Genomic DNA, 24,858 nt, shown 5'->3' with positions numbered 1-24,858 from the left:
ATGGTGTGATGTGATCCTCGGTGTTGCCAGGCGTGCAACGGAAAGGAACGAGCGCTCATGCGCGAGATCCTCGGAAGGCGACGCAGGCTCCTGTCCAGGCGAAACAACGGGAGGCCTGAGATCCTCAGCGCGGCCCTGACCTTCGCGACCGCATGGCAGTGGCCCGTCCTCCCGGGTGTGGCGGCCGACCCGCAGGGGCGTGCCCGCTGCGGATGCCCCGACCCTGAGTGCACGGTGCCCGGTGCCCATCCCTTCGACCCAGGCCTCCTGGCGGCCACCACGGACGAGCGCATGGTGCGCTGGTGGTGGACCAACCGGCCCTCCGCCCCCATCGTGCTGGCCACCGGCGGCGGCGCACCGTGCGCCGTGAGCCTGCCGGCCCTCGCGGCGGCCCGCGCCCTCGACGCGCTCGACCGCACGGGCATGCGCCTCGGCCCGGTCGTCGCCTCTCCCACCCGCTGGGCGATCCTCGTCGCCCCGTACTCCATGGAGCAGCTCGGCGAGCTGCTCTACGCCAAGGACTTCGTCCCCGGCTCCCTGCGCTTCCACGGCGACGGCGGATACATCGCGCTGCCGCCCTCCGAGACGGGGCAGGGCCAGATCCGCTGGGAGCGCGCCCCGCTGCCCGGCTCGGCCGCCCCCTGGGTACCCGATGTGGAGGCCGTGGTGGACGCCGTCGTCGAAGCACTCACTCGTACGGGTGTGAGCGCGCCCGAGTTGTAGGGGCATCCGGCGCGCGGTGGGCCGCGCGCCCGCCCGGGCTCGTTATCGTCCGCCCTATGCAGCGCGATTCCGGGGAGCACGGAGCCGCGACGCCGCCGCGCGGCGGGACCGACCCCCGACGGGTCCGTCTCATGGCGCTGGTGGCCGTCGTGGCGTTCGTCCTCGCCCTTCCGCTGGCCGTGGCGTCCGCCGGCCCGGTCGGCTCCGCCGATTCCCTCGATTCCCTCGGCGACGGCGGCACGGCGAGCGCGCGCGAGGCGGCTCGCACCGACGACCGCCCGCGCCCGGCCGAACCCTCCCGGTCCCCCCTGCTGCTCGGCCTCGGCCTGGCCACCGCCGCCCGCTGCGGTCCCGAACTCTCCTCGCCCGACGGCGTCGAGGCGCAGACCTGTGTCCTGACGCAGGGCGAGGAGACCTGGGCCCGCACCTACTACCGCAACGCGACCGGCGCGGAGCTGAGTTCCCTGCTGAGCCTGATGGGCCCCGGAGACCGCACGGTGCAGATGAACTGCGCGGTCGAGGCAGACGACGATCCGGGGGCGTGCGAGACGCCCAGGGAGCGCACGGCGGGGCCCGCGGAGGCGTACACGGCGATCGCGGAGTTCGCGAAGGGAACCGGGGCGGACGGACCGCTGTTGCTGCGCTCGGGGAGCAACTGAGCGCCGTAGCAAGGCTGTTGACTGTGTGTCTGACAGCGTGTCCGGCAGCGGACATGAAAAGACCCGGTTGCTGGCGACGGGGGATGCACCAGCAACCGGGCTACTCGAACGGTAACAAGAGATCGGCGGTTAGCAAATTCGATCTCGGCTATTCGGACACGGATTTACCTGTCAGTACGGGGAGTTGTGACAGGAGTCACCCGTTTCCGAGACGGTGACGAGCTGACCGGTCGGTCAGTTCCGCGTCTGTGGGCTAGCTGAGCGTCACCTGTCGGTTGGTGAGGCCGCCGCGCGCGCGGCGCTCGTCCGCCGTGAGCGGCTCGTCCGTGGCCAGCGCTGCGGCGAGACGCTCGGCGAACTCCGCCGCCGGCTTCTCGACATCGTCCGCCGTGACCCCCGTCGGGAGGTCCCAGACCGGCACGGTCAGCCCGTGCGCGCGGAAGGAACCGACCAGCCGGGTGCCCTCGCCGAGGCCCGAACGGCCCGCCGCGTGCAGCCGCGCGAGGGCGTCCAGAAGCTGCTCCTCCTCGTGCGGCATGACCCAGCGCAGGTGGTTCTTGTCGGGCGTCTCGCACCAGTAGGCGGCGTCGACCCCGGAGAGCTTCACGGTCGGGATGGCCGCGGCGTTGGCCCGCTCCAGGGAGGCGGTCACCTCTGCCGTCGCGTTCTCCGCGTCCGGGACCCAGAACTCGAAGCCGCTGTGCACAACTGGCTCGAACGCGCCTTCCGGGTCGAGCAGGTCCTGGAGGCGCGGGCCGTCGGCCGGCGCGCGGCGGCCCTCCACCGGCGTGCCCGGCCGCGCGGTGAGCGCGCGCTGGAGCGTGTCGGCCAGGTCGCGGCTGATGTCGCCGGAGGCCGTGTCGTTCTGCAGGCCGAGGAGCACCGAGCCGTCGTCGCGGCGCAGCGCGGGCCAGGCCATCGGCAGGACGGTGGCGAGGGTGACCGAGGGGACTCCCTCGGGCAGGCTCTCCCTGAGCTTCAGCTCGACCGTCGCGGCGGGCACCAGCTCGCGCAGCGCGACCCAGTCCCCCTCGCCCGCCAGGCCCTCGAACGGGCGGTGCACCAGCTCGGTCACGGCGTGCGCGGCGGCCCGGCCGTGGCAGGCCTTGTAGCGGCGGCCGCTGCCGCAGGGGCAGGGCTCGCGAGCGCCGACAACCGGGATCTCTCCGTCCTTGAGCTGCGGCTGCTTGGCCCTCGTCTGGGGTCGCTTCTTGGCCATCGTGGGTGTCTCCCGATCACGGCTCGTCTGGTACGGGCGCGAGCCTAGCCGTTCGCACCGAGGCCGACGGGACCCTGTGGACAACGCACCGCGTGGCACAGCGCATCGCCTGACCGCCTATCGCCCGACCGCGCATCGCCTGACACGGCGCCCGCGTGAGACAGAGCGCCGCGCGGCACGACGCACCGCGTGACACGGCACGCCGCATGGCACAGGGCGCTGCATGGCACATCGCGACGCGTGGCGCAGCGCACCGCGCGGCACCGGAACCGGCGGTCCGTGCCCGCCGGATCAGTCCAGGTCGTCGAAGGCGTCGGCGAAGTCCAGGCCGGATATCCCGGACACGGTCGGTGACGCGACGCGCGTAGCGAAATCGTCGCGTCTGCGGGCCGTTTCCACGTCGTCCTGGATGACCACCCACACCGTGACCTCGCCGCGGATATCGTCCCGGACACCCCAGTCCTTGGCCAGCGCCGTGATGATGTTCAGCCCGCGGCCGCCACGAGCGGTGACCGAGGGCGTCGACGGAACAGGGCGGGTCGGACCACCGCCGTCCGTCACCTCGACCGTCAGCCGGCCCACCGGATCGACCCGCCAGGCCGCCCGCACGTCTCCGTCGCCGGAGAGCGCGTCCCCCAGGGGCCTGCCATGCCGGCAGGCGTTGCTGAGCAGTTCGGAAAGGACCAGTACGGCGTCGTCGATGACCGCTTCCGCCACGCCGCCGGACCGCAGGTGATCCCGCATCCGGTGCCTTGCTTCCCCCACGCCCGCAGGGCCATGGGGAACGGCCATGCTCGACGACGTGGGCACCTCCTGTGCCACCACCAACGCCACCCCCGAGACCTCCTTTGCCCCACGCCACGGTGTGGATGCCCTTTTGGACTGGACCGGAAACCGGCCGATCGACGTCTGCTGACGCACTCGTAACGATCGAACACGCAGCGAACGTGCCGGTGCACTCCCTGTGATGAGCGTCCGGTTTTTGGTGGTTTTTGAGGGGCGAACGTGGTGCTTTACGTGGGGTGTCCCGAGCGCGGCGGGGCCTGGGCCGCCGTGGTTCAGCGGCCCAGTTGACGCAGTACCGCGCGCGGGCGGTTGGTGATGATGGCGTCGATGCCCAGCTCGACGCAGAGGTCGACGTCCTCGGGCTCGTTCACGGTCCAGACGTGCACCTGGTGGCCGGCCCGCTTCAGGCGCTCGATGTACCCGGGGTGGCTGCGTACGATCCGCATCGAGGGGCCCGCGATCCGGACACCCGCGGGCAGCCGTCCGTCCCGCAGCCGGGGTGAGACGAACTGCAGCAGATAGACCGTGGGCAGGGTCGGGGACGCCGCCCGGACGCGGTGCAGGGAGCGCGCCGAGAAACTCATCACACGTACCGGGGAGTCGGCGGCCGACTCCGGGGCGTCCAGGCCGAAGCGCTTCAGCAGGACCAGCAGCCGTTCCTCGACCTGGCCCGCCCAGCGGGTCGGGTGCTTCGTCTCGATGGCCAGCTCGACGCGGCGGCCGGCGTCGGCGACGAGTTCGAGCAGCCGCTCCAGGGTGAGCACCGAGGTGTCCTCGGGGCCGCCGGGGTCCTGCTCCCAGTCGGGGGACTCCTCGCGGTTCTTCCAGGAACCGAAGTCCAGGGCGGCGAGTTCGGCCAGCTCCAGGGCGGAGACGGCACCGCGGCCGTTGGACGTACGGTTGACACGGCGGTCGTGCACACAGACGAGGTGGCCGTCGGCGGTCAGGCGCACATCGCACTCAAGGGCGTCCGCACCGTCCTCGATCGCCTTCTTGTACGCGGCCAGTGTGTGCTCCGGCGCCTCTTCGGAGGCTCCGCGGTGGGCGACCACCTGGATCGGGTGCTGTCGTGCGAGGGTCACCGCGTCATGGTGCCACCGTCCCGGGGTAGGCGTGCGATGGGAGGTGTCACCCTTCCGCCTTTTTAGTGCTAAACGTCCGTTATAAAGAGTCGCCTTGGATGCACAGCCACCGCTTATGGTGCTCTGACGCCCAGTGGGAAAAGCTGACGGCGTACAAAAACACATGCACTGCTGAATCGCGCCGGACCGTCGACACGCGTGCGTGAAGGTGACCGAGTGCGACCGAGAACAACAGCCGTGGATCGAGGAGAAGAGCTGTGAGCACCGAGAACGAGGGCACCGCGGTACCCCCGGCCCCGTCCGCACCTCCTGTGCCGGTGGACACTCCCGCTGCTTCCGCGCAGGCCGCGCATGACGGGAGCGCGCCGACCGCTTCGATTCCCCCCGTACCGCCGGGCACCCCCGGCGCACCGGAGCACGCGCCGGCGCCCGCGAGCGCACCGGCGTACGCCTCGGCCGGCGCCGGACACGGAGCCGACTCCCAGGGCCAGGGGAACGGGCCCTACGGCCACGGGGCCGGTCCTTACGGTGAGGGGAACGGGCCTTACGGCCAGAGCGGTGGAGCCCAGGGCTCCGCCCCCGAGGCCGGCTGGCCGCCCCCGCCCCCCGCCACCCCGTCGTACGCCGACGGCGGCGGCTCGGGAAGCGGCGGCTGGGGTTCCTCGTACCAGCAGCCCGCGGCGAAGCCGAGGAACGGGCGTGGCGGCCTGGTCGCCGCGATCCTGGTGGCCGCGCTGGTCGCCGGCGGCGTCGGCGGCGGCATCGGCTACGGCCTGGCCAAGAACAACGACGACTCCACCGACTCGACGACGATCTCCGCGCCGAGCAGCAGCGGCGAGGTGAAGCGCGCCTCGGGCACCGTCGCGAACGTGGCCGCCAACGCGCTGCCGAGCACCGTCACCATCGAGGCGCAGAGCACCAGCGGCGAGGGCGGCACCGGCACGGGCTTCGTCTTCGACAAGCAGGGCCACATCCTCACCAACAACCACGTGGTGGCGGAGGCCGTCGACGGCGGCAAGCTCACCGCGACCTTCCCGAACGGCAAGAAGTACAACGCCGAGGTGGTCGGACACGCCCAGGGCTACGACGTCGCGGTCATCAAGCTGAAGAACGCGCCCTCGGGCGCGCTGGCACCCCTGCGGCTCGGCAATTCCGACCAGGTGGCCGTCGGCGACTCCACCATCGCGATCGGCGCGCCCTTCGGCCTGTCGAACACGGTGACCACCGGCATCATCAGCGCGAAGAACCGTCCCGTCGCCTCCAGTGACGGCAGCGCCAGCAGCAAGGCCTCGTACATGAGCGCCCTGCAGACCGACGCCTCGATCAACCCGGGCAACTCCGGCGGTCCGCTGCTCGACGCCTCGGGCGCGGTCATCGGCATCAACTCGGCGATCCAGTCGTCGAGCAGCGGCGGCCTCGGCGGCTCCGGCCAGTCCGGTTCCATCGGCCTGGGCTTCGCGATCCCGATCAACCAGGCGAAGTACGTCGCCCAGCAGCTGATCAAGACCGGCAAGCCGGTGTACGCGAAGATCGGCGCCTCGGTCTCCCTGGAGGAGGGCACGAGCGGCGCGAAGATCACCGAGCAGGGCGCGAGCGGCGCGGCGGCGGTCGAGTCCGGCGGACCCGCGGCCAAGGCGGGCCTCAAGCCCGGCGACGTCATCACCAAGCTGGACGACATGGTGATCGACAGCGGCCCGACCCTCATCGGCGAGATCTGGACGCACAAGCCGGGCGACACGGTGAAGCTCACCTACACGCGCGACGGCAAGACCCACACCACGGACGTCACGCTCGCCTCCCGAGAGGGCGACAGCTGACCCACGGACCGCCCCCGGAACCCGTTACTCTTGTCCCCGCGCCGCCGATCACCGTCAGCGCGGGGTGGGTTGCCCGAGCGGCCTAAGGGAACGGTCTTGAAAACCGTCGTGGCAGCGATGTCACCGTGGGTTCAAATCCCACACCCACCGCAGGTGAACGGCCCCTGACCGGGATTTCGGTCAGGGGCCGTTCGCGTGCTCCCGGGTTCCGGCGCCGCCGGGTGCGTGCCGTCACGCGTGGCCCCCGGCGATGGCGCGCCCTCAGCGCTGCCGGGGGGCGGGAGCCGTCATACGGGCCGCGGAGGCGATCGTCGAACGGGCCTCACGTTCGGTGAGGCCGGTGCGGACGGCGGCCCGGACGAGCGGGGTGACGAGCTGCGGGCCGATGCCGTTCTCGTAGGCGCGGCAGGCGGCCCAGAAGAGGCGTGTGTTGCGCTGGCCCTCGTGGGCGGCCAGGACGAACTGGACGAGCACCTGGCCTTGTTGGCCGGTGGAGGTGGGGGTGGTGTGCTGCCGGCGCGGCGGCGGCAGCAGCAGGTCGAGGAGTTCGCGCGGACAGGGCGCGGGGGCGAGCCGGGCGGTGCCGGGGGCCGTGCCGTACACGCCGTGTTCGGTGCGTGAGCCGGGGCCGACGAGGTAGCCGCCGGCACCGCGGATGTCGATACCGGGGGCCAGCCGGCTCGCGGAGTTGGGGACGACCACGTCCGGGGGGCCGCTGAGCCACAGGTGCCGGCCGCCGCTCGGGGTCACGACGACGACCGTCTCCGGGATCGTGAACAGATGGCGCAGGGCCAGTTCGCGCAGGGCGGTGGAGGAGTCCGTACCGCATTTGGTGTCGAGGTCGATGCCGATGAGGTGGTGCGGGTCGAGGCCGCAGGCGATGCCGTAGCCGGTGGCCCAGGGGGCGGCGGCGAAGAGTTCGCGGATGCGCCGGGGATCGGTCGAGGCGTCGTACACGCCGTGCCCGAAGCGGCCGCACTCGCCGTGGCAGGGGGTGGGTTCGGGGTCGTCGCGGTGGGGGGAACGCAGGGCCGGGAGCTTCGTTCGGGACAGCGGGATCACCGCCAGCCCGCGCTCGGCGGCGGACAGGGCGTGGGCCAGGGCCAGGGTGGTGGCCTGCCGGTCGGTGGTGGCCATGCCTCTATGTTCGTACGAGTGTTCGAAAAAGGGAAGGGTCCGCCGGGTAGGCGAGTGCCCGAAGCCGGTGATGGGTGAGATTGGCCGAAAATGTGCCGTAACGTTCCAGCTCTTGTGGTGCCCGGGGAGGGGTGCGGTTTCGGGGGTACGCGTGGCGCGGAATGGCTCTGAACAGGGGCTTTGTCTGCTGGAAGCAGGTTTATCGACTTGTCCTCACGCTTGAGGGGGAATCATTGCCTCCGGGGTGGTTCGCCCGAGTCCCGTGGGCAACTCTGGAATCGCGACGTCGTACACAGCACCGAGGCGGTCGGCCAACTGCCCGGTGACAAGCCGTACTTCCCGTACAGCCCGGTTCATCGCCGGTGCGTACACCCCGGTTCTGGAGGAATTCACATGGCAGGCATCCGTACCGCTCGCGTCCTCGCCGCCGTCGCGGCCCTTCCGTTGGCCGCCGCTCTCTGCACGGGCGTCGCGTCGGCGGACAACGGCGGCTTCGCGAGCAACGGATCGAACGCGGGAGCGGCGACCGCCAGCGGCGGCGTCGGACACAACAACAGCGGCAACTCGTCCACCACCCAACAGCAGGCGGTGGGGACGGGCGCTTCGAACCAGAACAACACCGCCCAGGTGAACGGCTCGGCCTTCACGGCCATCAATCAGGGCAACTGGAACGTCCTGGTGAACTTCACCAAGCTCTGGTGAGCCGAGGGTCGATGCCCGCGCATCGGCCCTGGGGCGTCCGCGTGGGGTAGTGCTCTGGGGGGCTTCACCGCGGCTGCGCGACGGTGCTTCGGCGCCGGCGCGCAGCCGCGCGGTCGTGTTTCCACGCGGTCGTGTTTCCACGCGGTCGTGTTTCCGCGCGGTCCTTCCGGGTGCCGGGCACTCCACTCCTTGCGCGCCGCGCCGCGCCGGGTAGTGGGTCATGTCGGGGCTCGTGACCTCGCGCCTGCCCGTCGCGGTGCTCGTGACCTCGCGCCTGCCCGTCGCGGTGCTCGTGACCTCGCGCCTGCCCGTCGCGGTGCTCGTGACCTCGCGCCTGCCCGCCCCGGTGTTCGCGATCCGGCGCGGGACCGCGACGGTGACCTTGACAGTGCACGGCATCTGACGGACAGTCAGAAACCGTTGCCCGTACGAGGTCCGGGAGGCCGTCGCCGTGCACCTCGCCCCCACCGAACGCCAGCAGCGGCTGCGTGCCGAACTCCGCGCGTACTTCAGGGACCTGATGCCGGACGGACCGCCGCCCGCCGACGATCCCGTACGGCAGCGGGCGCTGCTCCGCCGCATCGGCGCCGACGGACTGCTCGGCCTCGGCTGGCCGGTCGCCTACGGAGGACAGGGGCGCGGCGCGGACGAACAGTTCGTCTTCTTCGACGAGGCCTACCGGGCTGGGGCGCCCGTCTCGATGGTCACGCTGAACACCGTCGGCCCGACCCTCATGAAGTACGGCAGCGAGGCGCAGAAGGAGACCTTCCTGCCCCGCATCCTGAGCGGCGACCTCGTCTTCGCCATCGGCTACTCGGAGCCCTCGGCCGGCACCGACCTCGCCGCCCTGCGGACCCGCGCCGTACGGGTACCGGCTTCGCCCCTGGACCCGGCGGGGGGCAGTGACGGATGCTGGCGGATCGACGGGCAGAAGATCTTCACCTCCAATGCCCAGAACGCCGACTGGATCTGGCTCGCCTGCCGGACCGACCCGGAGGCGCCCAAGCATCAGGGCATCTCGATCCTCCTCGTCCCCACGGACGCCCCGGGCTTCTCGTGGACGCCGATCGAGACGGTCGGCGGTCAGACGACCACGGCGACCTATTACGACGCCGTCCGCGTCCCCGCCATGAACCTGGTCGGCGAGGAGAACGGCGGCTGGGGACTCATCACCAACCAGCTCAACCACGAGCGGGTCGCCCTCGCCGCGATCGGCATGCAGGCCGAGGACTTCCTCGCGGCGGCGCTGGATTCGGCGCGTACACCCGATCCGGTGACCGGGCGGCGCCGGGTTGACGAGCCGTGGGTCCGTTCTCAGCTCGCCGAAGCACATGCCCGGCTGGCGGCATCACGCCTGCTCAACTGGCGTTTGGTGGCGGATGTGGGGACGGGCCGACTGGCGCCCGGAGACGCGAGCGGCGTGAAAGTCGTGGGAACCGAATCCGCGGTCGCGGTGTACCGAATGTGTCAGCACATTGTGGGAGCGGAAGCACTGGTCCGCTCCGGTTCACCGGGGGCGTTCGGGTCCGGCGAGCTGGAGCGGATGAACAGGGCGGCACAGATCAACACGTTCGGGGGCGGGGTGAGCGAGGTGCAGCGGGAGATCGTCGCGACGATGCGGCTCGGGATGAAGAGGGGCCGGCGGTGAGCGGGCGCGGGACGGGGAGCGGTGTGGGGAGTGGAGCGATGGCGGCGGGCGTCCGGGACAGCGGTCCAACCAGCGGTGCCGACGACGAACTGCTGTTGAAGTTACGGGAGTTCGAGGGGCGGGCGGCCACCGTCGGAGGTGTCGGCAGGGACCCCGTCAACGCGCCGATGATCCGGCACTGGTGCGAGGCGATGGGGGACACCAATCCGGCGTACCAAGGGCCGGACGCGGTGGCTCCGCCCACCATGCTCCAGGCATGGACGATGGGCGGTCTCGCGGGTCACAGCGACCGGCCCGGCCACACCAGCACGAACGACGAACTGTTCGCGCTGCTCGACGGGGCGGGATACACCTCGGTGGTCGCCACCGACTGCGAGCAGGAGTATCTGCGCCCCCTGCGTCCCGGGGACGAGATCACCTTCGACTCGATGATCGAGTCCGTCTCCGAGCGGAAGACGACGAAGCTGGGCACGGGGTACTTCATCACGACGCGCATGGACGTCCGCGCGGCGGGAGAACTCGCCGGGACCCACCGGTTCCGGATCCTCAAGTACGCGCCTGCGCGGCGGAACGCGAAACGGGCGGAGCATTCGGCAGGAGCGGCAGGAGCGGCAGGAGCGGCAGGAGCGGCAGGAGCGGCACGAGCCATGGGAGCGGTGGGGGAGGTTGGGCCCGGGGGGGCCGTGGAGGCGGTGGCGCCGGCGAAGTCCGGTCGTGGTCGTCCGTATCCGGTGATCAACCGGGACAACGCCGGTTTCTGGGAGGGCGTCGGTCGGCGCCGACTGCTGATCCAGCGCTGCACGGCGTGCGGGACGCCGAGGTTCCCCTGGTTGCCCGGGTGCAACGGGTGCGGCGGCCTGGAGTGGGACACCGTCGAGGCGAGCGGCGAGGGGACGATCTACTCGTACGTCGTCATGCACCACCCGCCCTTCCCGGCCTTCGACCCGCCCTACGCGGTCGGCCTGATCGAACTCGCCGAGGGCGTGCGGATGGTGAGCAACGTGGTGGGCGTGCCGCACGACAAGGTGCGGGTCGGGATGCCGGTGCGGCTCGAATTCCGCCAGTACGAGGAGGGGTTGCTGCTGCCGGTGTTCCGGGCCGGAGCGGGGCATGACGGGGACGGTGGCTCCCAGGAGAGGAACGGTAGCTCCTATGAAGGGGACGGTAGGTCCGCCGAACCCTCGGCTCGGTCCGCCCCGCTTGATCAGAGCGCCCCGCCCGCTTCGCGTCTCCAGCCCACCCCGCCTGCTCCGCCCGCGTCGCGTGTTCAGACCACTCCGCCTGCTTTGCCCTCCCCATCCATGGCGTCCGGTGCCGGCGGCATTGCCTCGGGCGAGGTGAGCTGACATGGACTTCACGCCCACGGAGGAACAGGCGGCCGCCCGGGATCTGGCCGCACGGATCTTCGGCGACCTCTCCACCCCCGAGCGGCTCACCGCGGCCGGGACGGAGAGCGATGCGGGACTGTGGAAGGAGTTGTGCGCAGCCGGCCTCGTGGCGGCCGTCGATGACATCGGCCTCCTCGGTCTGGTGCTGCTGCTGGAGGAGCAGGGCCGTACCACGGCGCAGGTCCCGTTCGCGGCCAGTTGTGTGTACGGGATGTTCGCGGTGGCGGCGCACGGTTCGCCCGAGCAGCGTGAGCGGCTGCTGCCGGGGATCGCGGACGGGACGGTGGTGGTGACCGGAGCGCTGCACGGCTCGGCGCCGGTCTCCAGTACCGGGCCGGACCAGTCGGCGGGTTCGCCGGCCCGGTCGCCGCTGACCGGAGTCGCCCCGGCGGTGCCCTGGCTGCGGGATGCCACGCATGTCCTCGTCGCCGACGAGCGGCACCGGCTCTGGCTGGTGCGTACGTCGGATGCGGCGAGGAGTGAACCCGTCGAACTGACGGCGCCCTGGTCGGCGGGGCGCCTGACCCTCCGGGAAACGCCGGGCGAGCCGATCGGCGCGGAGGATGCCTACGCGGATGTGCTGGCCACGGCGCGTACCGCCTTCGCCGGACTCCAGGCAGGCGTGTGCGCGGGGTCTCTGGCACGGGCCGTCGAGCACACGAACGTGCGGGAGCAGTTCGGGCGCCCGCTCGCCGCCAAACAGGGCGTCCAACTCCGCGCCGCCGACGCGTACATGGACACGGAGGCGATACGGGTCACGGCCTACGAGGCGGCCTGGCGCCGGGACGAGGGGCTGCCGTACGCGACGCACGCCCTGACCGCCGCCTGGTGGGCGTCCGAGGCGGGCCGGCGCGTCGTCCACGCGGGCCAGCATCTGCACGGTGGAGCGGGAGCAGACCTCGACCACCCGGTCCACCGGCATTTCTTGTGGGGGCGGCAACTGGACGCGTACCTCGGATGCGGGGGCGAAGTGTTGCAGGAGCTGGGCGAGTTGATCGCGAGCGGTGAGCCGACGGTGGAGGGGGAGCCCAAGGTGCAGGGGGAGGTGGAGACGTGAGGGAGGAGCGGGATGTGACGGGGGTGCAGTCTGGGGCCGGCAGCGGGGTCGCCGGGGTGGCGCTCGGGGGCGGCGCGTCCAGGTCGGTTGGCGGGGCAGGGGCCGGGGCCATTGAAGCCGTGCCCCAGGGCGGCAGGCCCGGAGCGGTGACCGGTGCGGGCGAGGGCAGTTCGACTTCCGGTGCCGGTGAGGGCAGTGCGGCACCCGGCGCTGGTGATGCCGGTTCGGCACCCGGCGCTGGTGATGCCGGTTCGGTGCACGGCATCGGCGAGGCCGGCTCGGCACGCGGCGTCGGCGAGGGCAGCTCGACTCCCGGCATCGGGGAGGGTGGATCGACTCTCGACGCCGACGAGGCCAGGGCGATGACCAGGGACGATCGGGCCGGGGAGATGCCGGGGTCCGGAGATCCCGGACCAGAGCCCTCCTCCGGCGACAGCGCCTCCGCGTACCAGGCCGGAGACGTGCTGCCGCCGTTGGAGATCGAGATCACGCGTACGTTGATCGTGGCCGGGGCGATCGCGTCGCGGGACTACCAGGATGTGCACCACGACGCGGAGTTGGCCCGGGCGAAGGGCTCGCCGGACATCTTCATGAACATCCTGACGACCAACGGTCTGGTCGGACGGTACGTGACCGATCACTTCGGCCCGACGGCCGTGCTCCGCGCGGTCTCCATTCGGCTCGGGGCTCCCAACCACCCTGGCGACACCATGGTGTTGACGGGCTCGGTCGAGAAGGTCGACGGCGAGACGGTCACGGTACGCGTCCTGGGCACCAACAGGATCGGCCGGCACGTGATGGGCACGGTGACGGTGACCGTTCCAGGCCCGAGGCGTCCGGCCCCGCCCTCCGCCGGCGGAGCCTCCGCATCCTCCGCGTCCGCACCCTCCACGTCCGCAGCATCCGCATCCGCTGCATCCCACTCCGCTTCGAAAGCACCACCCTCCGCCGCCTCCCCGACGCCCCCATCCCCACCTTCGACCCCTCCCCCTCCCGGCAACGCGCCCACCGAGGGAGGTGCCTCGTGAGCGTTCGGAGGAGGGACGAACTCGGGGGGCGGGCGGCGATCGTCGGGATCGGGGCTACCGAGTTCTCGAAGGACTCGGGGCGCAGTGAACTGCGGCTGGCGGTGGAGGCGGTGCGGGCCGCGCTGGACGACGCGGGGCTGACACCGGGGGACGTGGACGGGATGGTGACGTTCACGATGGACACCAGCCCGGAGATCACCGTCGCGCAGGCGGCCGGGATCGGGGAGCTGTCCTTCTTCTCCCGTGTCCACTACGGAGGCGGCGCGGCCTGCGCGACCGTCCAGCAGGCGGCGCTCGCGGTGGCGACCGGGGTGGCCGAGGTCGTCGTCTGCTACCGGGCGTTCAACGAGCGGTCGGGGCGGAGATTCGGTTCGGGTGTGCAGCGGCGGGAGCCCTCGGCGGAGGGCGCGGCGCTGGGCTGGGCGCTGCCGTTCGGACTGCTCACCCCGGCGTCGTGGGTGGCGATGGCGGCCCGGCGGTATCTGCACACCTACGGCCTGACCCCTGAGGCGTTCGGCCATGTCGCGGTGACGGACCGGAAGTACGCGGCGACGAACCCGGCGGCGTACTTCCACGGCAGACCGATCACGCTCGCCGAGCACGCGGCGTCGCGGTGGATCGTGGAGCCGTTGCGGCTGCTGGACTGCTGTCAGGAGACCGACGGCGGTCAGGCTCTGGTCGTCACGTCCGTAGAGCGGGCCCGGGATCTGCCCAGGCCGCCGGCGGTCGTCTTGGCGGCGGCTCAGGGCGCGGGCCGGGCGCAGGAGCAGATGACCAGTTTCTACCGGGACGATCTGACCGGGCTTCCGGAGATGGGCGTGGTGGCCCGGCAGTTGTGGCGGACGGCGGGGCTGGGGCCGGGGGAGATCGACGTGGGGATTCTGTACGACCATTTCACACCGTTCGTGCTGACGCAGTTGGAGGAGTTCGGGTTCTGCAAGCCGGGGGAGGCCGCCGACTTCGTGGCGGAGGAGAGGTTGCCGTTGAACACGCATGGGGGGCAGCTCGGGGAGGCGTATCTGCACGGGATGAACGGCATAGCGGAGGGCGTGCGCCAGCTCAGGGGTACGTCCGTGAACCAGATAGCCGGCGCCGAGCGCGTCCTGGTCACGGCGGGAACCGGCGTCCCCACATCAGGGCTGATCCTCGGCTCCGAGGGCTCCGACGGCTCCGAAGGCTCCGAGGGTTCGGGTGGCTGAGCGCGTCGTCCGTGCCCCGAGCCGGGTCGTCATCGGCCTCCCTCTCAGGAGTGAACCTCTCTGGGGGATGAGACTTCCCCGGGGTGAACCCCCAGGGGAGTGGTAACCGCTTGTCCACCTTCAGGAGGTGGGGTCACCCCCCTTCCTACAACCTGAGGCGGACATGGCTTCGGGACCTGCGGCCGATCCGCGGAAGGAGGGAGCGAACCTAGCGTGGAGCCATGACCACACTCGTCTGCACCAGCGCCTCGGACGCCGCCACTCCGGCGACGCAGACCCGTTCGTACCCGTCGTTCGCCTCCTACATGAGGGCACGCCAACCGGTGCTGCTGCGGACCGCCCGGTCGCTCACCGCGAATCCGAGCGACGCGGAGGACCTGTTGCAGACGGCGCTGACGAAGACGTACGTCGCCTGGGACCGGATCGAGGACCATCGGGCGCTGGACGGATATGTGCGGCGGGCGTTGCTGAACACGCGGACGTCGCAGTGGCGCAAGCGCAAGGTGGACGAGTTCGCGTGCGACGAGCTGCCGGAGTCGGAGGGGCTGCCCGCGGCGGACCCGGCCGAGCAGCAGGCGCTCCGTGACGCGATGTGGCGGGCGGTCATGAAGCTGCCGGCGCGGCAGCGGGCGATGGTGGTGCTCCGCTACTACGAGGACCTGAGCGAGGTGCAGACGGCGGAGGTGCTCGGGGTCTCCGTCGGCACGGTCAAGTCGGCGGTGTCGCGTGCGCTGGGCAAGCTGCGGGAGGACCCGGAGCTGACCCCGGCCGCGTAGCCGCCGGCCGTCTAGCCCCGGATGCCTAGACCCCGGCTGCCGGGACCAGGACCGTCTACACCCCGGCCGCCGGGACCAGGACCGTCTACACCCCGGCCGCCGGGACCAGGACCGTCTACACCCCGGCTGCCGGGACCCGGACCGCCTAGACCAGGACCGTCTAGACCTCGGCTGCCGGGACCCTGACCCGCTAAGCCCGGCTGCCGGCACCCGGACCGATGGGATGGGCGGAGTGGGTGGCGACCCCGTGGACTTGCCGTGGCGGGTGTGGCGGGTGTGGCGGGTGTGGCCGGTGTGCCGTGGGCCGGGTGTTCGTTGGAGCGCCTGTCGCGGTACGCCCGAGCAGGGGCGGAGCTGATCGATCATTCCTGCGCCTAGTGACATACCACTCGGTATGTGAGCAGAATCAGCGGAACCCACTTACTACCGCGTAGGCAATGTCGCCGCCCCGGGAGGACGCCGTGCTGAGCACGATGCAGGACGTACCGCTGACTGTGACCCGCATTCTCGTGCACGGGGCGCTGGTCCACGGAGACTCGCAGATCACGACCTGGACGGGAGAGGGCGAGCCGCACCGGCGCAGCTTCCGCGAGGCCGGCGCGCGGGCGAACCAGCTCGCGTACGCGCTGCGCGACGACCTCGGGGTGACGGGCGACGAGCGGGTCGCGACGCTGATGTGGAACAACGCGGAGCACGTCGAGGCGTACTACGCGATTCCCTCCATGGGCGCCGTGCTGCACACGCTGAACCTGCGCCTGCCGGCCGAGCAGCTCGTTTTCATCGTGAAGCACGCGGCCGACCGTGTGATCATCGCCAACGGTTCGCTGCTCCCGCTGCTCGCGCCGCTCCTCCCCCATCTGCCGACGGTGGAGCACGTGGTGGTCTCGGGCGCCGGTGACCGTTCGCTGCTCGACGGGGCGAGCGTGCGGGTGCACGAGTACGAGGAGCTGCTCGCCGGGAAGCCGACGGCGTACGACTGGCCGGAGCTGGACGAGCGGCAGGCCGCGGCCATGTGTTACACCTCCGGCACCACCGGGGACCCCAAGGGCGTCGTGTACTCGCACCGTTCGATCTACCTGCACTCCATGCAGGTCAACATGGCGGAGTCGATGGGTCTGACGGACCGGGACACCACCCTCGTGGTGGTGCCGCAGTTCCACGTCAACGCCTGGGGTCTGCCGCACGCGACCTTCATGGCGGGCATCAACATGCTGATGCCGGACCGTTTTCTCCAGCCCGCGCCGCTCGCCGAGATGATCGAGAGCGAGCGGCCGACGCACGCCGCGGCCGTCCCGACCATCTGGCAGGGCCTGCTCGCCGAGCTGTCGGCCAAGCCCCGGGACGTCTCCTCCCTCACCCAGGTGACGATCGGCGGCTCCGCCTGCCCGCCCTCGCTGATGGCCGCGTTCGACGAGCTGGGCATGCGCGTCTGCCACGCCTGGGGCATGACCGAGACCTCCCCGCTCGGCACCGTCGCCCGCCCGCCGGCCCACGCCATCGGCACGGACGAGGAGTTCGCGTACCGCCTCACCCAGGGCCGTTTCGCGGCCGGTGTCGAGGCCCGTCTCACCGGCCCCGGCGGCGAGCGCCTGCCCTGGGACGGCGAGTCGGCCGGCGAGCTGGAGGTCAGGGGCCCCTGGATCGCGGGCGCCTACTACGGCGGCGACGGCGAGGAACCGCTGCGCCCCGTCGACAAGTTCAGCGAGGACGGCTGGCTCAAGACCGGTGACGTCGGCACGATCAGCCCCGACGGCTTCCTGACCCTCACCGACCGCGCCAAGGACGTCATCAAGTCGGGCGGCGAGTGGATCTCCTCGGTCGACCTGGAGAACGCCCTCATGTCCCACCCGGACGTGGCCGAGGCCGCGGTCGTCGCCGTCCCCGACGAGAAGTGGGGCGAGCGCCCGCTGGCCACGGTCGTCCTCAGAGAGGGTGCCACCGCCGACTTCGCCTCCCTGCGCGCCTTCCTCGCCGAGGAGGGCAAGATCGCCAAGTGGCAGCTCCCGGAGCGCTGGACGATCATCGAGGCGGTACCGAAGACGAGCGTGGGCAAGTTCGACAAGAAGGTGCTCCGCAGGCAGTACGCCGAGGGCGGCCTGGACATCACCCAGCTCTGACCGATGGCCGGGACGGCGACCCGGACGGCGACCGGTGCGGTGACCGGCACGGCGGTCAGCACGACGGCCCGGCACAATCGCCCGGCACGATGGCCGGCTCCGACCAATCGCCTCGCCCTTGCCCTCGCACTCGCCCCGGACGCATCGCGTGCCCCTGCGCCGGGCGGGCGCTCCACGACCCCGCCCGGCGCCATGCTGTTCCACCCGCCGCTATCGCTATAAGGGAGGCTTCCTCGCCTCAGAGGTCGCCTCAGAGGTCGCCTCAGAGGTCGCCCCAGAGGTCGCCTCAGAAGTCGATCGGCTTGCGGTAGCGGACGTATTCGTTGCGGCGCCGGAATCCCACGCTCTCGTAGAGGTCGTAGGAGCGGTGCGGATTGGCGGTGCCGGTGTACAGGCGGGCGGTCCGCGCGCCGTGTTCGCGGAGGGAGCGCAATCCGTCCAGCAGCAGGGCGCGCCCCAGTCCCAGACGCCTCGACTCGGCCCGGACGCTCAGTTCCCCGACCTCGCCCAGGCTGCGGTCATGCCGGCGGATGGAGCACAGGGCGACGCCGGCCATCCGGTCGTCGTGCCAGGCGGCTCGCCAGCAGGCCGTGTCGGCCGTGGCGAGGAAGCGTTCGAAGGTCCACGTCTCGGTGTAGGCGGCCTGCGCGTAGGAGTCGACGACCGTCTTCCAGGCCGAGCGGTAGTCGGCCGGCTCAACGGCACCCACGGTGACCCCGGCCGGCAGGCGACCGGCGGGCTCGGGCAGTTCTCGTAGATCGGGCAGTTCCAGTTCCACCAGGCTGAAGACCCGCCGGTATCCGGTGTCGAGCAGGAGCCGCGTCGCATCCTTTTCGGAGGCCGTCGCGTTCGCGCCGAAGATGGCCGGCCGCGCGGTCCCGTGCTGCCGTACGAGCCGGCGGACACGCTTCTCCGCCCAGTCGAGCATGGCCGAGCCGATGCCCGCGCCGCGGTGGTCGGGCAGCAGGTGGCCACGGTGCAGGTACAGCCATGTGCCGTCCCGTTCCCGCCACCACCGGACCGTCACGTAGCCGACGACGTCACCGTGGCGCTCCACCAGGAGTTGGTTCTCGGACGGGTCGTCCAGCTCGGCGGAGGCTTCGGCGATCTCGGCCGCCGTCGGGACTCCCTCCACGACCGAGCGGGCGTCGGTCCCGTCCCGCCCCGCGCAGCCCCGCCGCACGGCGGCCATCGCGTCGTGGTCCTCGTCGCCGTGGTACGGCCGGAAGAGACAGTGGCCCGGCCCTCGTCCCGGCGTCCCCGGTCCGCCGCCCCCGTTCACGCTCACCCGGGCCTCCCGCCGTGTCGGACATGAGGTCAGCGAGCGTAGGCCGTGCCGACCGGGCGACGGAACCCGTTTTCGAACCCCCTGGCCATTACGGATACGGGTCCAGCCGGTACGGATACGGGTCCAGCCGGTACGGATACGAGTCCTGGCCGGTACGGACACGTGTCCCGGCCGGTACGGACACGGGGTCCTAGTTGGTGCCGATGCGGGCCAGCAGGTCGACGATCCGGTCCTGGACCTCTTCGCTCGTGGAGCGTTCGGCGAGGAAGAGCACGGACTCCCCCGCGGCCAGCCGCGGCAGTTCGGCGGGATCGACGGCGGCCGTGTAGACGACCAGCGGGGTGCGGTTCAACTGCCCGTTCGCCCGCAGCCAGTCCACGATTCCGGCGCGCCGGCGGCGTACCTGCATCAGGTCCATCACCACGAGGTTCGGCCGCATCTGCGCGGCCAGCGTGACGGCGTCCTCGTCCGTCGACGCCCGCGCCACCTGCATCCCGCGCCGCTCCAGCGTCGCGGTGAGGGCGAGCGCGATCTCCGCGTGCTCCTCGATGAGCAGGACACGCGGCGGGTGCTGCTCGGAGTCGCGCGGCGCGAGGGCCTTCAGGAGTACGGCGGGGTCGGCGCCGTACGCCGCCTCGCGCGTCGCCTGTCCGAGTCCCGCCGTCACCAGGACGGGCACCTCGGCGGCGACGGCGGCCTGGCGCAACGACTGGAGGGCCGTGCGCGTGATCGGCCCGGTCAGCGGGTCGACGAACAGCGCGGCGGGGAACGCGGCGATCTGCGCGTCGACCTCCTCGCGCGAGTGCACGATGACGGGACGGTAGCCGCGGTCGCTCAGCGCCTGCTGGGTGGTGACGTCCGGCGCCGGCCACACGAGCAGCCGCCGCGGGTTGTCCAGCGGCTCCGGGGGCAACTCGGCGTCCACCGGCCGGGGCTGCGGCTGGTCGGCGACCTCGACGGCACCGCCGGGTCCGTCGAGCGGCTCGGGGCCCTCGGCGGCGTTCTCGTCCGGTGCTCCTATGGCGTACGACCGGCCGACGCCCTCGGTGGAACCGGGCCGGCGGGGTCCGGTCCCCGGCTGGCCGCCTTGCGGGTGCGCCCGGCCGGCGTTCTCCGGGCGCTCCACGACCGGCTCGGGCGGGGTGCCGAGCTTGCGGCGGCGGCCCGAACCGTTCGTCTGGTGCGGGGGAGGCGTCGGCGCCTGGACCCCGCCGCCCGGCTGGATCACGCTGCCTGGCTGAACCCCGCTGCCCGGCTGGGCAGCGGCGACCTGGCGGGCGAACGGGACACCCTGGCCGAGCGTGCGCACGCTTATGGCACGGCCCTGCGTCGAGTTGGGGTCGGCCGGCGCGGACGCCGCCGACGCCTCGGCGGGCAGCGGCTGAGCGACCCGCGCGGCGGGCCGCTCAGGGGGGAGCGGGGCGGTGGCCGGCTGGGCCGCGCGCGCGGCGGCGGGCGCGTCACCGGGAACACCGGGCTGTACGGGGTGACCGGCGCCGGTCGCCGGGGTGTTCGCACCCGACGTGTCATCGGCGCTGGGGGTACCGGCGGTACCGGCGGTAGTGGGGGTACTGGTGGTGCCGGGCGTACCGGAGGCGGCGTTCGCGTCGGGCCACGGCTGCGGGTGGACCGCCGGGGCGGGGGCGCCCGGCAGCGGGGCGGGACCCGTGACACCGGCGGGGCGGCCTGCCTGCGTACCGGCGGCGGCACCCGGGACTCCCTGGGCGGGCACTCCCTGTGCGGGTCCGCCCTGAGCCGGGACCCCTTGAACGGGGAGACCCTGAGCGGGAACCCCGTGAGCGGGGACACCCTGTGCCGGACCGGCCTGTCCGGGAACACCTTGCCCGGGAACGGCCTGTCCGGGGACCGGCTGTCCCAGCACCTGCTGTCCTGGCACGCCCTGCGCGGGAACCCCCTGTCCGGGAACCCCCTGTCCGGGAACCCCCTGTCCAGGCACAGGCACGCCAGGAACCCCGGCCCCCGGGACCCCGGGAACGCCAGTCGCGCCGGGCACCCCCGGAACCCCAGGGTTGCCCGGAACCCCGCCCGTCAAGGCTGTCCCGGTCGTCATCCCCGTAGGAGCGACCGGCTGACCCGGTTGACCCGGCTGGCCGGCCTGACCGGGCTGAACCGATTGGCCAGGAGGAACCGGCTGACCCGGCTGGACCGGCGTCGCGGCCTGGCGGGCGCGGCGGCGGCCCGGGCCGGAGACGGGGTGCGGCTGCGGCGGGGTGTGGTCGGCGTCGGTGGCGAGCGGCGTCGCGTCGTGGCGGCTCTCGTCGGCCCGCCCGTGACCGGCGGCGTCCCCGGCGGCGGTCTGCTGGGCCAGCGCGACCTGGGCCTGCGCCTGCTGGGCGGCCTGCGCCTGGAGGGCCTGAGCCTGCGCGGCCTGTTCCTGAGCCGCCTGGGCCTGGGCGGCCTGCACCTGCGCCTCGGCCTGGACGTACTCCGGCGAACGGTCCGCCTCGGCGGGCGGCAGCGCGAACACCGTACGGGCGCCCGTCTCCTGCGCCGCGGCACGTTCCGCGGCGGCGGCCAGCGCACGGCGGCGCCGTCCGGTCGGCTGCCCGGCGTCGGAGGCGTCCTCGCCAGGCCCGGCCGGAACCACGCCCGCGGCCTGCGCCTCCGCCGGCGTTGCCGCCGCTGTTGCCGCCGCTGTCGCCGTCGCCGGCAACGCGGCGGCGGGCAGTGCCTGCTGCTCACCGTCACGGCGGGCGCGTCGCCCGGAGGGCACCGGCACCCCCTGCGGGGGCACCGTCCCGCCGAGTCCCGTCCCGATGGCGGCCGTTCCGGCGCCGTGCTCGCCCGCCATGACGACCGCGCCCTCGGAAACCCCGTCACCCACACCGGGCAACGCCATATCGCCTACGCCTGCACCTACGCCCGTACCCGTGCCCTCGCCGGTACCTGTACCCGTACCCGTGCCCTCGGCGGGACTCGGCCGGCCGCGCCTGCGTCCGGTGCCGCCGGAGCCCTCACCGGCGGGCTCGGCCGCGGTCCCCTGCGCGGGAACCGGCACCTCGCCGACCACGGGCTCCCCGGCCGCACGCCGCCGGCGCCGGCCGGTCGGAACCGCCCCGCCCGCGCCGCCCGCGCCGGTGCTGTCGCCGGACGGCGTCTCGGACTCGGCCCCGGCGTCACCGTCCAGGAAGGCGTCCACGGACGACCGCCGGGCGCGCCGCCGGCCACCGCTCTGGCCACCGCCCTGCTGCCCGGGCTGTGCTGCCTGCGCGTCCTGCCCGGCGAGGGCGACCTCGGTGGAGACCGGCGGTCCCACCACGGGCGCGACCGCCCCGGCCCCGCCGCCGATCGGCACTTCGAGGACGAACGCGCTGCCGCTCATCCCCGGCACCTCGTGCGTCTGGAGCACACCGCCGTGGGCGCGCACGATCCCGCGCACGATCGGTTCGTGCACCGGGTCGCCCCCCGCGTACGGCCCGCGCACCTCGATACGCACGACCTCGCCGCGCTGCGCCGCCGCCACGACGACGGTGTTGTCCATGTAACCGCCCGCCGAGACGGGCGCGTTGCCGGTGGCGTCGACGCCGGCGACGTCCGCGATGAGGTGGGCGAGGGCGCGCGCGAGCCGCTGCGGGTCGACCTCGGCCTCGATGGGCGGCGCGTGCACGGCGAACTGGACCCGCCCGGGCCCGATCAGGTCCACGGCCCCGTCGACACCGGCCGCGACGACGGCGTCGAGCATGACGTTCGTACGGGTGATGGTCTCGGTGCCGGCGTCGAGGCGCTGGTAGCCGAGCACGTTGTCGACGAGCGTGGTGATCCGGGAGTAGCCGGCGGCGAGGTGGTGGAGGACCTGGTTGGCCTCCGGCCAGAGCTGCCCCGCGTCGTCGGCGGCGAGCTTGGAGAGTTCGCCGCGCAGTTGGTCGAGCGGCCCGCGCAGCGACTGGTCGAGGACGGCGAGGAGCTGTTCGTGCCGGGCGGTCAGGGCCTCGTAACGGTCCTTCTCGCGCTCGCCGAGGGAGGCGTACCGCTCGTCGCCCGCGGCGAGTTCCTCCTCGTGCCGCTCGGTCAGCTCGGCGATCTCGGCGGTGTGCCGCTCGCGCAGGGCCGTCAGCTCGGCGGCGTGCTCCTCGCCGATCCGCTCCAGTTCCTCGGTATGCCGGGTGGCCGCGGCTTCCTTCTCTTGGACGAGGGTGTCGTACGGACGCCGGTCGGTGAAGGTCATGACGGCGCCGACGAGCTGGTCGCCGTCGCGCACCGGAGAGGTCGTCAGGTCGACCGGCACCTGGTCGCCGGACTTCGACCACAGCACCTGCCCGCGCACCCGGTGCTTGCGCCCGGAGCGGAGGGTGTCGGCGAGCGGCGACTCGGCGTAGGGGAAGGGCTCGCCGTCGGCCCGCGAGTGCAGGATCAGGGCGTGCAGGTCCTTGCCGCCGAGGTCGCTGGCGCGGTAGCCGAGGATCTGGGCGGCGGCCGGGTTGACGAGGACGACCCGCCCCTCGGTGTCGGTACCGACGACACCCTCGGCCGCGGCGCGCAGGATCATCTCGGTCTGGCGCTGCGAACGGGCGAGTTCGGCCTCGGTGTCGACGGTGCCCGAAAGGTCCCGTACGACGAGCATGAGCAGTTCGTCGGGGGTGGGCCCGTAACTGTCGTAGGCCTGCTGGCCGTCCTCCAGGTTCGCGCTGGTGACCTCGACCGGGAACTCCGAGCCGTCGGTGCGCCGCGCGGTCATCCGGGTCGGCTTGGTCCGTCCGCGCTGGTCGATGGTGTCGGGCCTGCGCATGGAACCGGGGATCAGCCGGGAGTCGAACTCGGGCAGCAGATCGAGCAGTCCGCGGCCCACCAGCGCGGTGCCCGGGGTCTCGAAGGCCTCCAGGGCGATGGTGTTGGCGTTGACGACGGTCCCGTTGGCGTTGACCAGCAGCAACGCGTCGGGAAGGGCATCCAGTATGGCTGCGAGGCGAGCAGCGCCTCGGGATGGCCTGCTGCTCACGAGACGCTTCCTCCCTGTTACCGCACCTTGCCGACCGCGGATGCCATCTTGCCAACCGGTCCGCGGCGTGTCACGCGAGGGAGTCTACGGGCAGAGGTCCCGCGGACGGTGCCGGATGAGAGGGAGGTCGCACGCGGAAGAGGCGCGGGAGGGAAGTGGAAGAGGGGGAGAAGCTGTGACCACGCGTTTTCCCGACGGCCCGCCTGCCCGGCGATCCGGCGCCCTGCCACCCGGCGGCCCCACTACCGGTGTCCGGGCGCCCGCCTGTTCGACGGCCCGGCTGGCCGGCGACTCTGCTCCCGGGCGGCCCGGCTGCTCGGCGACACTGCTCGCAGGCGGCCCGGCTGCTCGGCGGCCGGTTGCCCTCCGTCCCGCCGGTCCGGCTGCCCGCTGCCTCGGTTGCCCTCGCGCACGACGCCCACCCTCCCCTGCCCTCCCCTCCCTCCCCCCTCTTCTATGGGCCTACTCGGACCTCGCGTCCGGCAGGACGGGGACCATGGCGTTCCAGCGGGAGATCTCGCACCCGTTCGTACGGTCGTAGCGGGCGTCGACGGGCCGCCCCGCCCAGGTGCCGGTGACGTGCGCGGTGGCGGGACCGCCGTACTGCATCGTGCAGAGGGCGTCCGGCGACACGGGGGCGAAGGGGTCCTTGCCCCAGGTGGTGTTCGCGTCGAGCCGGTCGCAGGCCTGGGCGGCGCGGGGGTGGCTGCCACCCGCCGGATGACAGTCCAGCTCGTACGTGCCGTCCACACCGGCCCCCGCGTCGTGGACCGTCACCGTCAGCCGGTCCTCGGAGTCCTCGGGGCGGGCCGGCGGGGGCATGGCGCCGGGCAGCGCCACACCGCGCGCGGCGGCGTAGAGAGGGGACAGCCCGGCGAAGGCGGCCAGCGGCGCGCGGGACGCGACGGGGAGGAGGGACACGGCCGGCGGGGTGGGCGCGGCCACCTGGGTACCGGCCGGCACGGCCGGCAGGACGGCGGGGGTCCCGGCCGAGGCGCTCGGAACGGCTGAGAGCGCGGCGGTGGCGGACGCGGCGGCGGTGAGGAGCAGTCGGCGCAACATGGACTGACTAACGCGGGGCGTCCTGACTGGTTGCGCCCGGTCACGCGGCTGCCGGGGGCCGGTTAAGGGCGGGAAGCGGCCCGGTCGCGTGCCCGCGCGGATGCCGGGTGGCGGTGACGGTCGCGTGCCCGCGCGGATGCCGGGTGGCGGTGACGGTCGCGTGCCCGCGCGGATGCCGGGTGGCGGTGACGGTCGCGTGCCCGCGCGGATGCC

Annotated in this window: 19 protein-coding genes, 1 tRNA gene and 1 pseudogene; 14 read left to right on the top strand and 7 right to left on the bottom strand. The window is 72.6% G+C overall.

Annotated elements, in window-relative coordinates:
- Window positions 1–57: 57 nt before the first annotated feature.
- Window positions 58–723, top strand: coding sequence for a bifunctional DNA primase/polymerase (locus AB0912_RS01015; RefSeq protein WP_366695347.1), 666 nt, complete (start codon window positions 58–60; stop codon window positions 721–723).
- A gap of 56 nt (window positions 724–779) precedes the next feature.
- Window positions 780–1,382 (top strand): hypothetical protein, encoded by a 603-nt coding sequence (locus AB0912_RS01010; RefSeq protein ID WP_366695345.1) that lies wholly within the window; start codon window positions 780–782, stop codon window positions 1,380–1,382.
- 253 nt (window positions 1,383–1,635) lie between these two features.
- Here the strand turns inward: AB0912_RS01010 and AB0912_RS01005 are convergent, their stop codons facing one another.
- Both AB0912_RS01005 and AB0912_RS01000 read right to left on the bottom strand, forming a co-directional pair.
- The gene (locus tag AB0912_RS01005; RefSeq protein WP_366695343.1) at window positions 1,636–2,601 is read right to left on the bottom strand and encodes a DUF5926 family protein; all 966 of its coding nucleotides are present in this window, start codon (window positions 2,599–2,601) and stop codon (window positions 1,636–1,638) included.
- Between the two features lie 291 nt (window positions 2,602–2,892).
- The gene (locus tag AB0912_RS01000; RefSeq protein ID WP_366695698.1) at window positions 2,893–3,435 is read right to left on the bottom strand and encodes an ATP-binding protein; all 543 of its coding nucleotides are present in this window, start codon (window positions 3,433–3,435) and stop codon (window positions 2,893–2,895) included.
- Between AB0912_RS01000 and AB0912_RS00995 the strand changes: the two genes are divergently transcribed.
- Window positions 3,392–3,517: a hypothetical protein gene (locus tag AB0912_RS00995; RefSeq protein WP_366695724.1), complete on the top strand. Its 126-nt coding sequence runs from the start codon at window positions 3,392–3,394 to the stop codon at window positions 3,515–3,517. The genes AB0912_RS01000 and AB0912_RS00995 overlap by 44 nt on opposite strands.
- Window positions 3,518–3,659: 142 nt before the next feature.
- Here the strand turns inward: AB0912_RS00995 and AB0912_RS00990 are convergent, their stop codons facing one another.
- Window positions 3,660–4,469: a glycerophosphodiester phosphodiesterase gene (locus tag AB0912_RS00990; protein WP_366695341.1), complete on the bottom strand. Its 810-nt coding sequence runs from the start codon at window positions 4,467–4,469 to the stop codon at window positions 3,660–3,662.
- Window positions 4,470–4,726: 257 nt separating this feature from the next.
- Between AB0912_RS00990 and AB0912_RS00985 the strand changes: the two genes are divergently transcribed.
- Window positions 4,727–6,286, top strand: a complete 1,560-nt coding sequence (locus tag AB0912_RS00985) for a trypsin-like peptidase domain-containing protein (protein WP_366695339.1) — start codon at window positions 4,727–4,729, stop codon at window positions 6,284–6,286.
- 63 nt (window positions 6,287–6,349) lie between these two features.
- Window positions 6,350–6,436: transfer RNA gene (locus tag AB0912_RS00980), tRNA-Ser, on the top strand.
- A 111-nt stretch (window positions 6,437–6,547) separates the two neighbouring features.
- Here AB0912_RS00980 and AB0912_RS00975 read toward each other — a convergent pair.
- The gene (locus AB0912_RS00975; RefSeq protein ID WP_366695337.1) at window positions 6,548–7,423 is read right to left on the bottom strand and encodes a bifunctional DNA primase/polymerase; all 876 of its coding nucleotides are present in this window, start codon (window positions 7,421–7,423) and stop codon (window positions 6,548–6,550) included.
- Between the two features lie 393 nt (window positions 7,424–7,816).
- On the opposite strand from AB0912_RS00975, the gene AB0912_RS00970 reads away from it, so the two are divergent.
- The 9 genes and pseudogenes from AB0912_RS00970 to AB0912_RS00930 all read left to right on the top strand — a co-directional run bounded on the left by AB0912_RS00970 (window position 7,817) and on the right by AB0912_RS00930 (window position 17,338).
- Window positions 7,817–8,125, top strand: a complete 309-nt coding sequence (locus AB0912_RS00970; RefSeq protein WP_366695335.1) for a hypothetical protein — start codon at window positions 7,817–7,819, stop codon at window positions 8,123–8,125.
- A gap of 220 nt (window positions 8,126–8,345) precedes the next feature.
- Complete coding sequence (locus tag AB0912_RS00965; RefSeq protein ID WP_366695333.1) at window positions 8,346–8,528, top strand: hypothetical protein; 183 nt, start codon at window positions 8,346–8,348, stop codon at window positions 8,526–8,528.
- 48 nt (window positions 8,529–8,576) lie between these two features.
- A complete protein-coding gene (locus tag AB0912_RS00960) occupies window positions 8,577–9,773 on the top strand; it encodes an acyl-CoA dehydrogenase family protein (RefSeq protein WP_366695331.1) in 1,197 nt (398 codons plus the stop codon).
- A 38-nt stretch (window positions 9,774–9,811) separates the two neighbouring features.
- Window positions 9,812–11,119 carry an OB-fold domain-containing protein gene (locus AB0912_RS00955; RefSeq protein ID WP_366695329.1) on the top strand — a complete coding sequence of 436 codons (1,308 nt, stop codon included), beginning with the start codon at window positions 9,812–9,814 and terminating at the stop codon, window positions 11,117–11,119.
- A gap of 1 nt (window position 11,120) precedes the next feature.
- Window positions 11,121–12,218, top strand: a complete 1,098-nt coding sequence (locus AB0912_RS00950) for an acyl-CoA dehydrogenase family protein (protein ID WP_366695327.1) — start codon at window positions 11,121–11,123, stop codon at window positions 12,216–12,218.
- 389 nt (window positions 12,219–12,607) lie between these two features.
- Window positions 12,608–13,042: pseudogene (locus AB0912_RS00945) on the top strand (MaoC family dehydratase); the annotation flags it as partial.
- 200 nt (window positions 13,043–13,242) lie between these two features.
- Window positions 13,243–14,445, top strand: a complete 1,203-nt coding sequence (locus tag AB0912_RS00940; RefSeq protein WP_366695325.1) for a lipid-transfer protein — start codon at window positions 13,243–13,245, stop codon at window positions 14,443–14,445.
- 221 nt (window positions 14,446–14,666) lie between these two features.
- Window positions 14,667–15,221, top strand: coding sequence for a SigE family RNA polymerase sigma factor (locus AB0912_RS00935; RefSeq protein ID WP_366695323.1), 555 nt, complete (start codon window positions 14,667–14,669; stop codon window positions 15,219–15,221).
- Between the two features lie 437 nt (window positions 15,222–15,658).
- On the top strand, window positions 15,659–17,338 hold the full coding sequence (locus AB0912_RS00930; protein ID WP_366695321.1) for a long-chain fatty acid--CoA ligase: 1,680 nt from the start codon (window positions 15,659–15,661) through the stop codon (window positions 17,336–17,338).
- A gap of 286 nt (window positions 17,339–17,624) precedes the next feature.
- On the opposite strand, the gene AB0912_RS00925 is transcribed toward AB0912_RS00930, so the two are convergent.
- The 3 genes from AB0912_RS00925 to AB0912_RS00915 form a co-directional block, all read right to left on the bottom strand.
- Window positions 17,625–18,626, bottom strand: coding sequence for a GNAT family N-acetyltransferase (locus AB0912_RS00925; RefSeq protein ID WP_366695319.1), 1,002 nt, complete (start codon window positions 18,624–18,626; stop codon window positions 17,625–17,627).
- A 190-nt stretch (window positions 18,627–18,816) separates the two neighbouring features.
- A complete protein-coding gene (locus AB0912_RS00920; protein WP_366695317.1) occupies window positions 18,817–23,583 on the bottom strand; it encodes a PAS domain-containing protein in 4,767 nt (1,588 codons plus the stop codon).
- A gap of 462 nt (window positions 23,584–24,045) precedes the next feature.
- Window positions 24,046–24,645 (bottom strand): SSI family serine proteinase inhibitor, encoded by a 600-nt coding sequence (locus AB0912_RS00915; protein WP_366695315.1) that lies wholly within the window; start codon window positions 24,643–24,645, stop codon window positions 24,046–24,048.
- Window positions 24,646–24,858: the final 213 nt, after the last annotated feature.

This window comes from Streptomyces sp. NPDC007084, assembly GCF_040703595.1.
GTDB lineage: Bacteria > Actinomycetota > Actinomycetes > Streptomycetales > Streptomycetaceae > Streptomyces.
Note: the sequence above shows the minus strand (reverse complement) of the source record. Positions and strands in the feature narration are given on the sequence as shown.

Excerpts from the sequence above, each read along its gene's own strand:
- AB0912_RS01015 (WP_366695347.1), top strand. The coding sequence starts at position 58 with ATGCGCGAGATCCTCGGAAGGCGACGCAGGCTCCTGTCCAGGCGAAAC.
- AB0912_RS01010 (WP_366695345.1), top strand. The coding sequence starts at position 780 with ATGCAGCGCGATTCCGGGGAGCACGGAGCCGCGACGCCGCCGCGCGGC.
- AB0912_RS01005 (WP_366695343.1), bottom strand. The coding sequence starts at position 2,601 with ATGGCCAAGAAGCGACCCCAGACGAGGGCCAAGCAGCCGCAGCTCAAG.
- AB0912_RS00995 (WP_366695724.1), top strand. The coding sequence starts at position 3,392 with ATGCTCGACGACGTGGGCACCTCCTGTGCCACCACCAACGCCACCCCC.
- AB0912_RS00975 (WP_366695337.1), bottom strand. The coding sequence starts at position 7,423 with ATGGCCACCACCGACCGGCAGGCCACCACCCTGGCCCTGGCCCACGCC.
- AB0912_RS00970 (WP_366695335.1), top strand. The coding sequence starts at position 7,817 with ATGGCAGGCATCCGTACCGCTCGCGTCCTCGCCGCCGTCGCGGCCCTT.
- AB0912_RS00965 (WP_366695333.1), top strand. The coding sequence starts at position 8,346 with ATGTCGGGGCTCGTGACCTCGCGCCTGCCCGTCGCGGTGCTCGTGACC.
- AB0912_RS00955 (WP_366695329.1), top strand. The coding sequence starts at position 9,812 with ATGGCGGCGGGCGTCCGGGACAGCGGTCCAACCAGCGGTGCCGACGAC.
- AB0912_RS00950 (WP_366695327.1), top strand. The coding sequence starts at position 11,121 with ATGGACTTCACGCCCACGGAGGAACAGGCGGCCGCCCGGGATCTGGCC.
- AB0912_RS00935 (WP_366695323.1), top strand. The coding sequence starts at position 14,667 with ATGACCACACTCGTCTGCACCAGCGCCTCGGACGCCGCCACTCCGGCG.
- AB0912_RS00930 (WP_366695321.1), top strand. The coding sequence starts at position 15,659 with ATGTCGCCGCCCCGGGAGGACGCCGTGCTGAGCACGATGCAGGACGTA.
- AB0912_RS00915 (WP_366695315.1), bottom strand. The coding sequence starts at position 24,645 with ATGTTGCGCCGACTGCTCCTCACCGCCGCCGCGTCCGCCACCGCCGCG.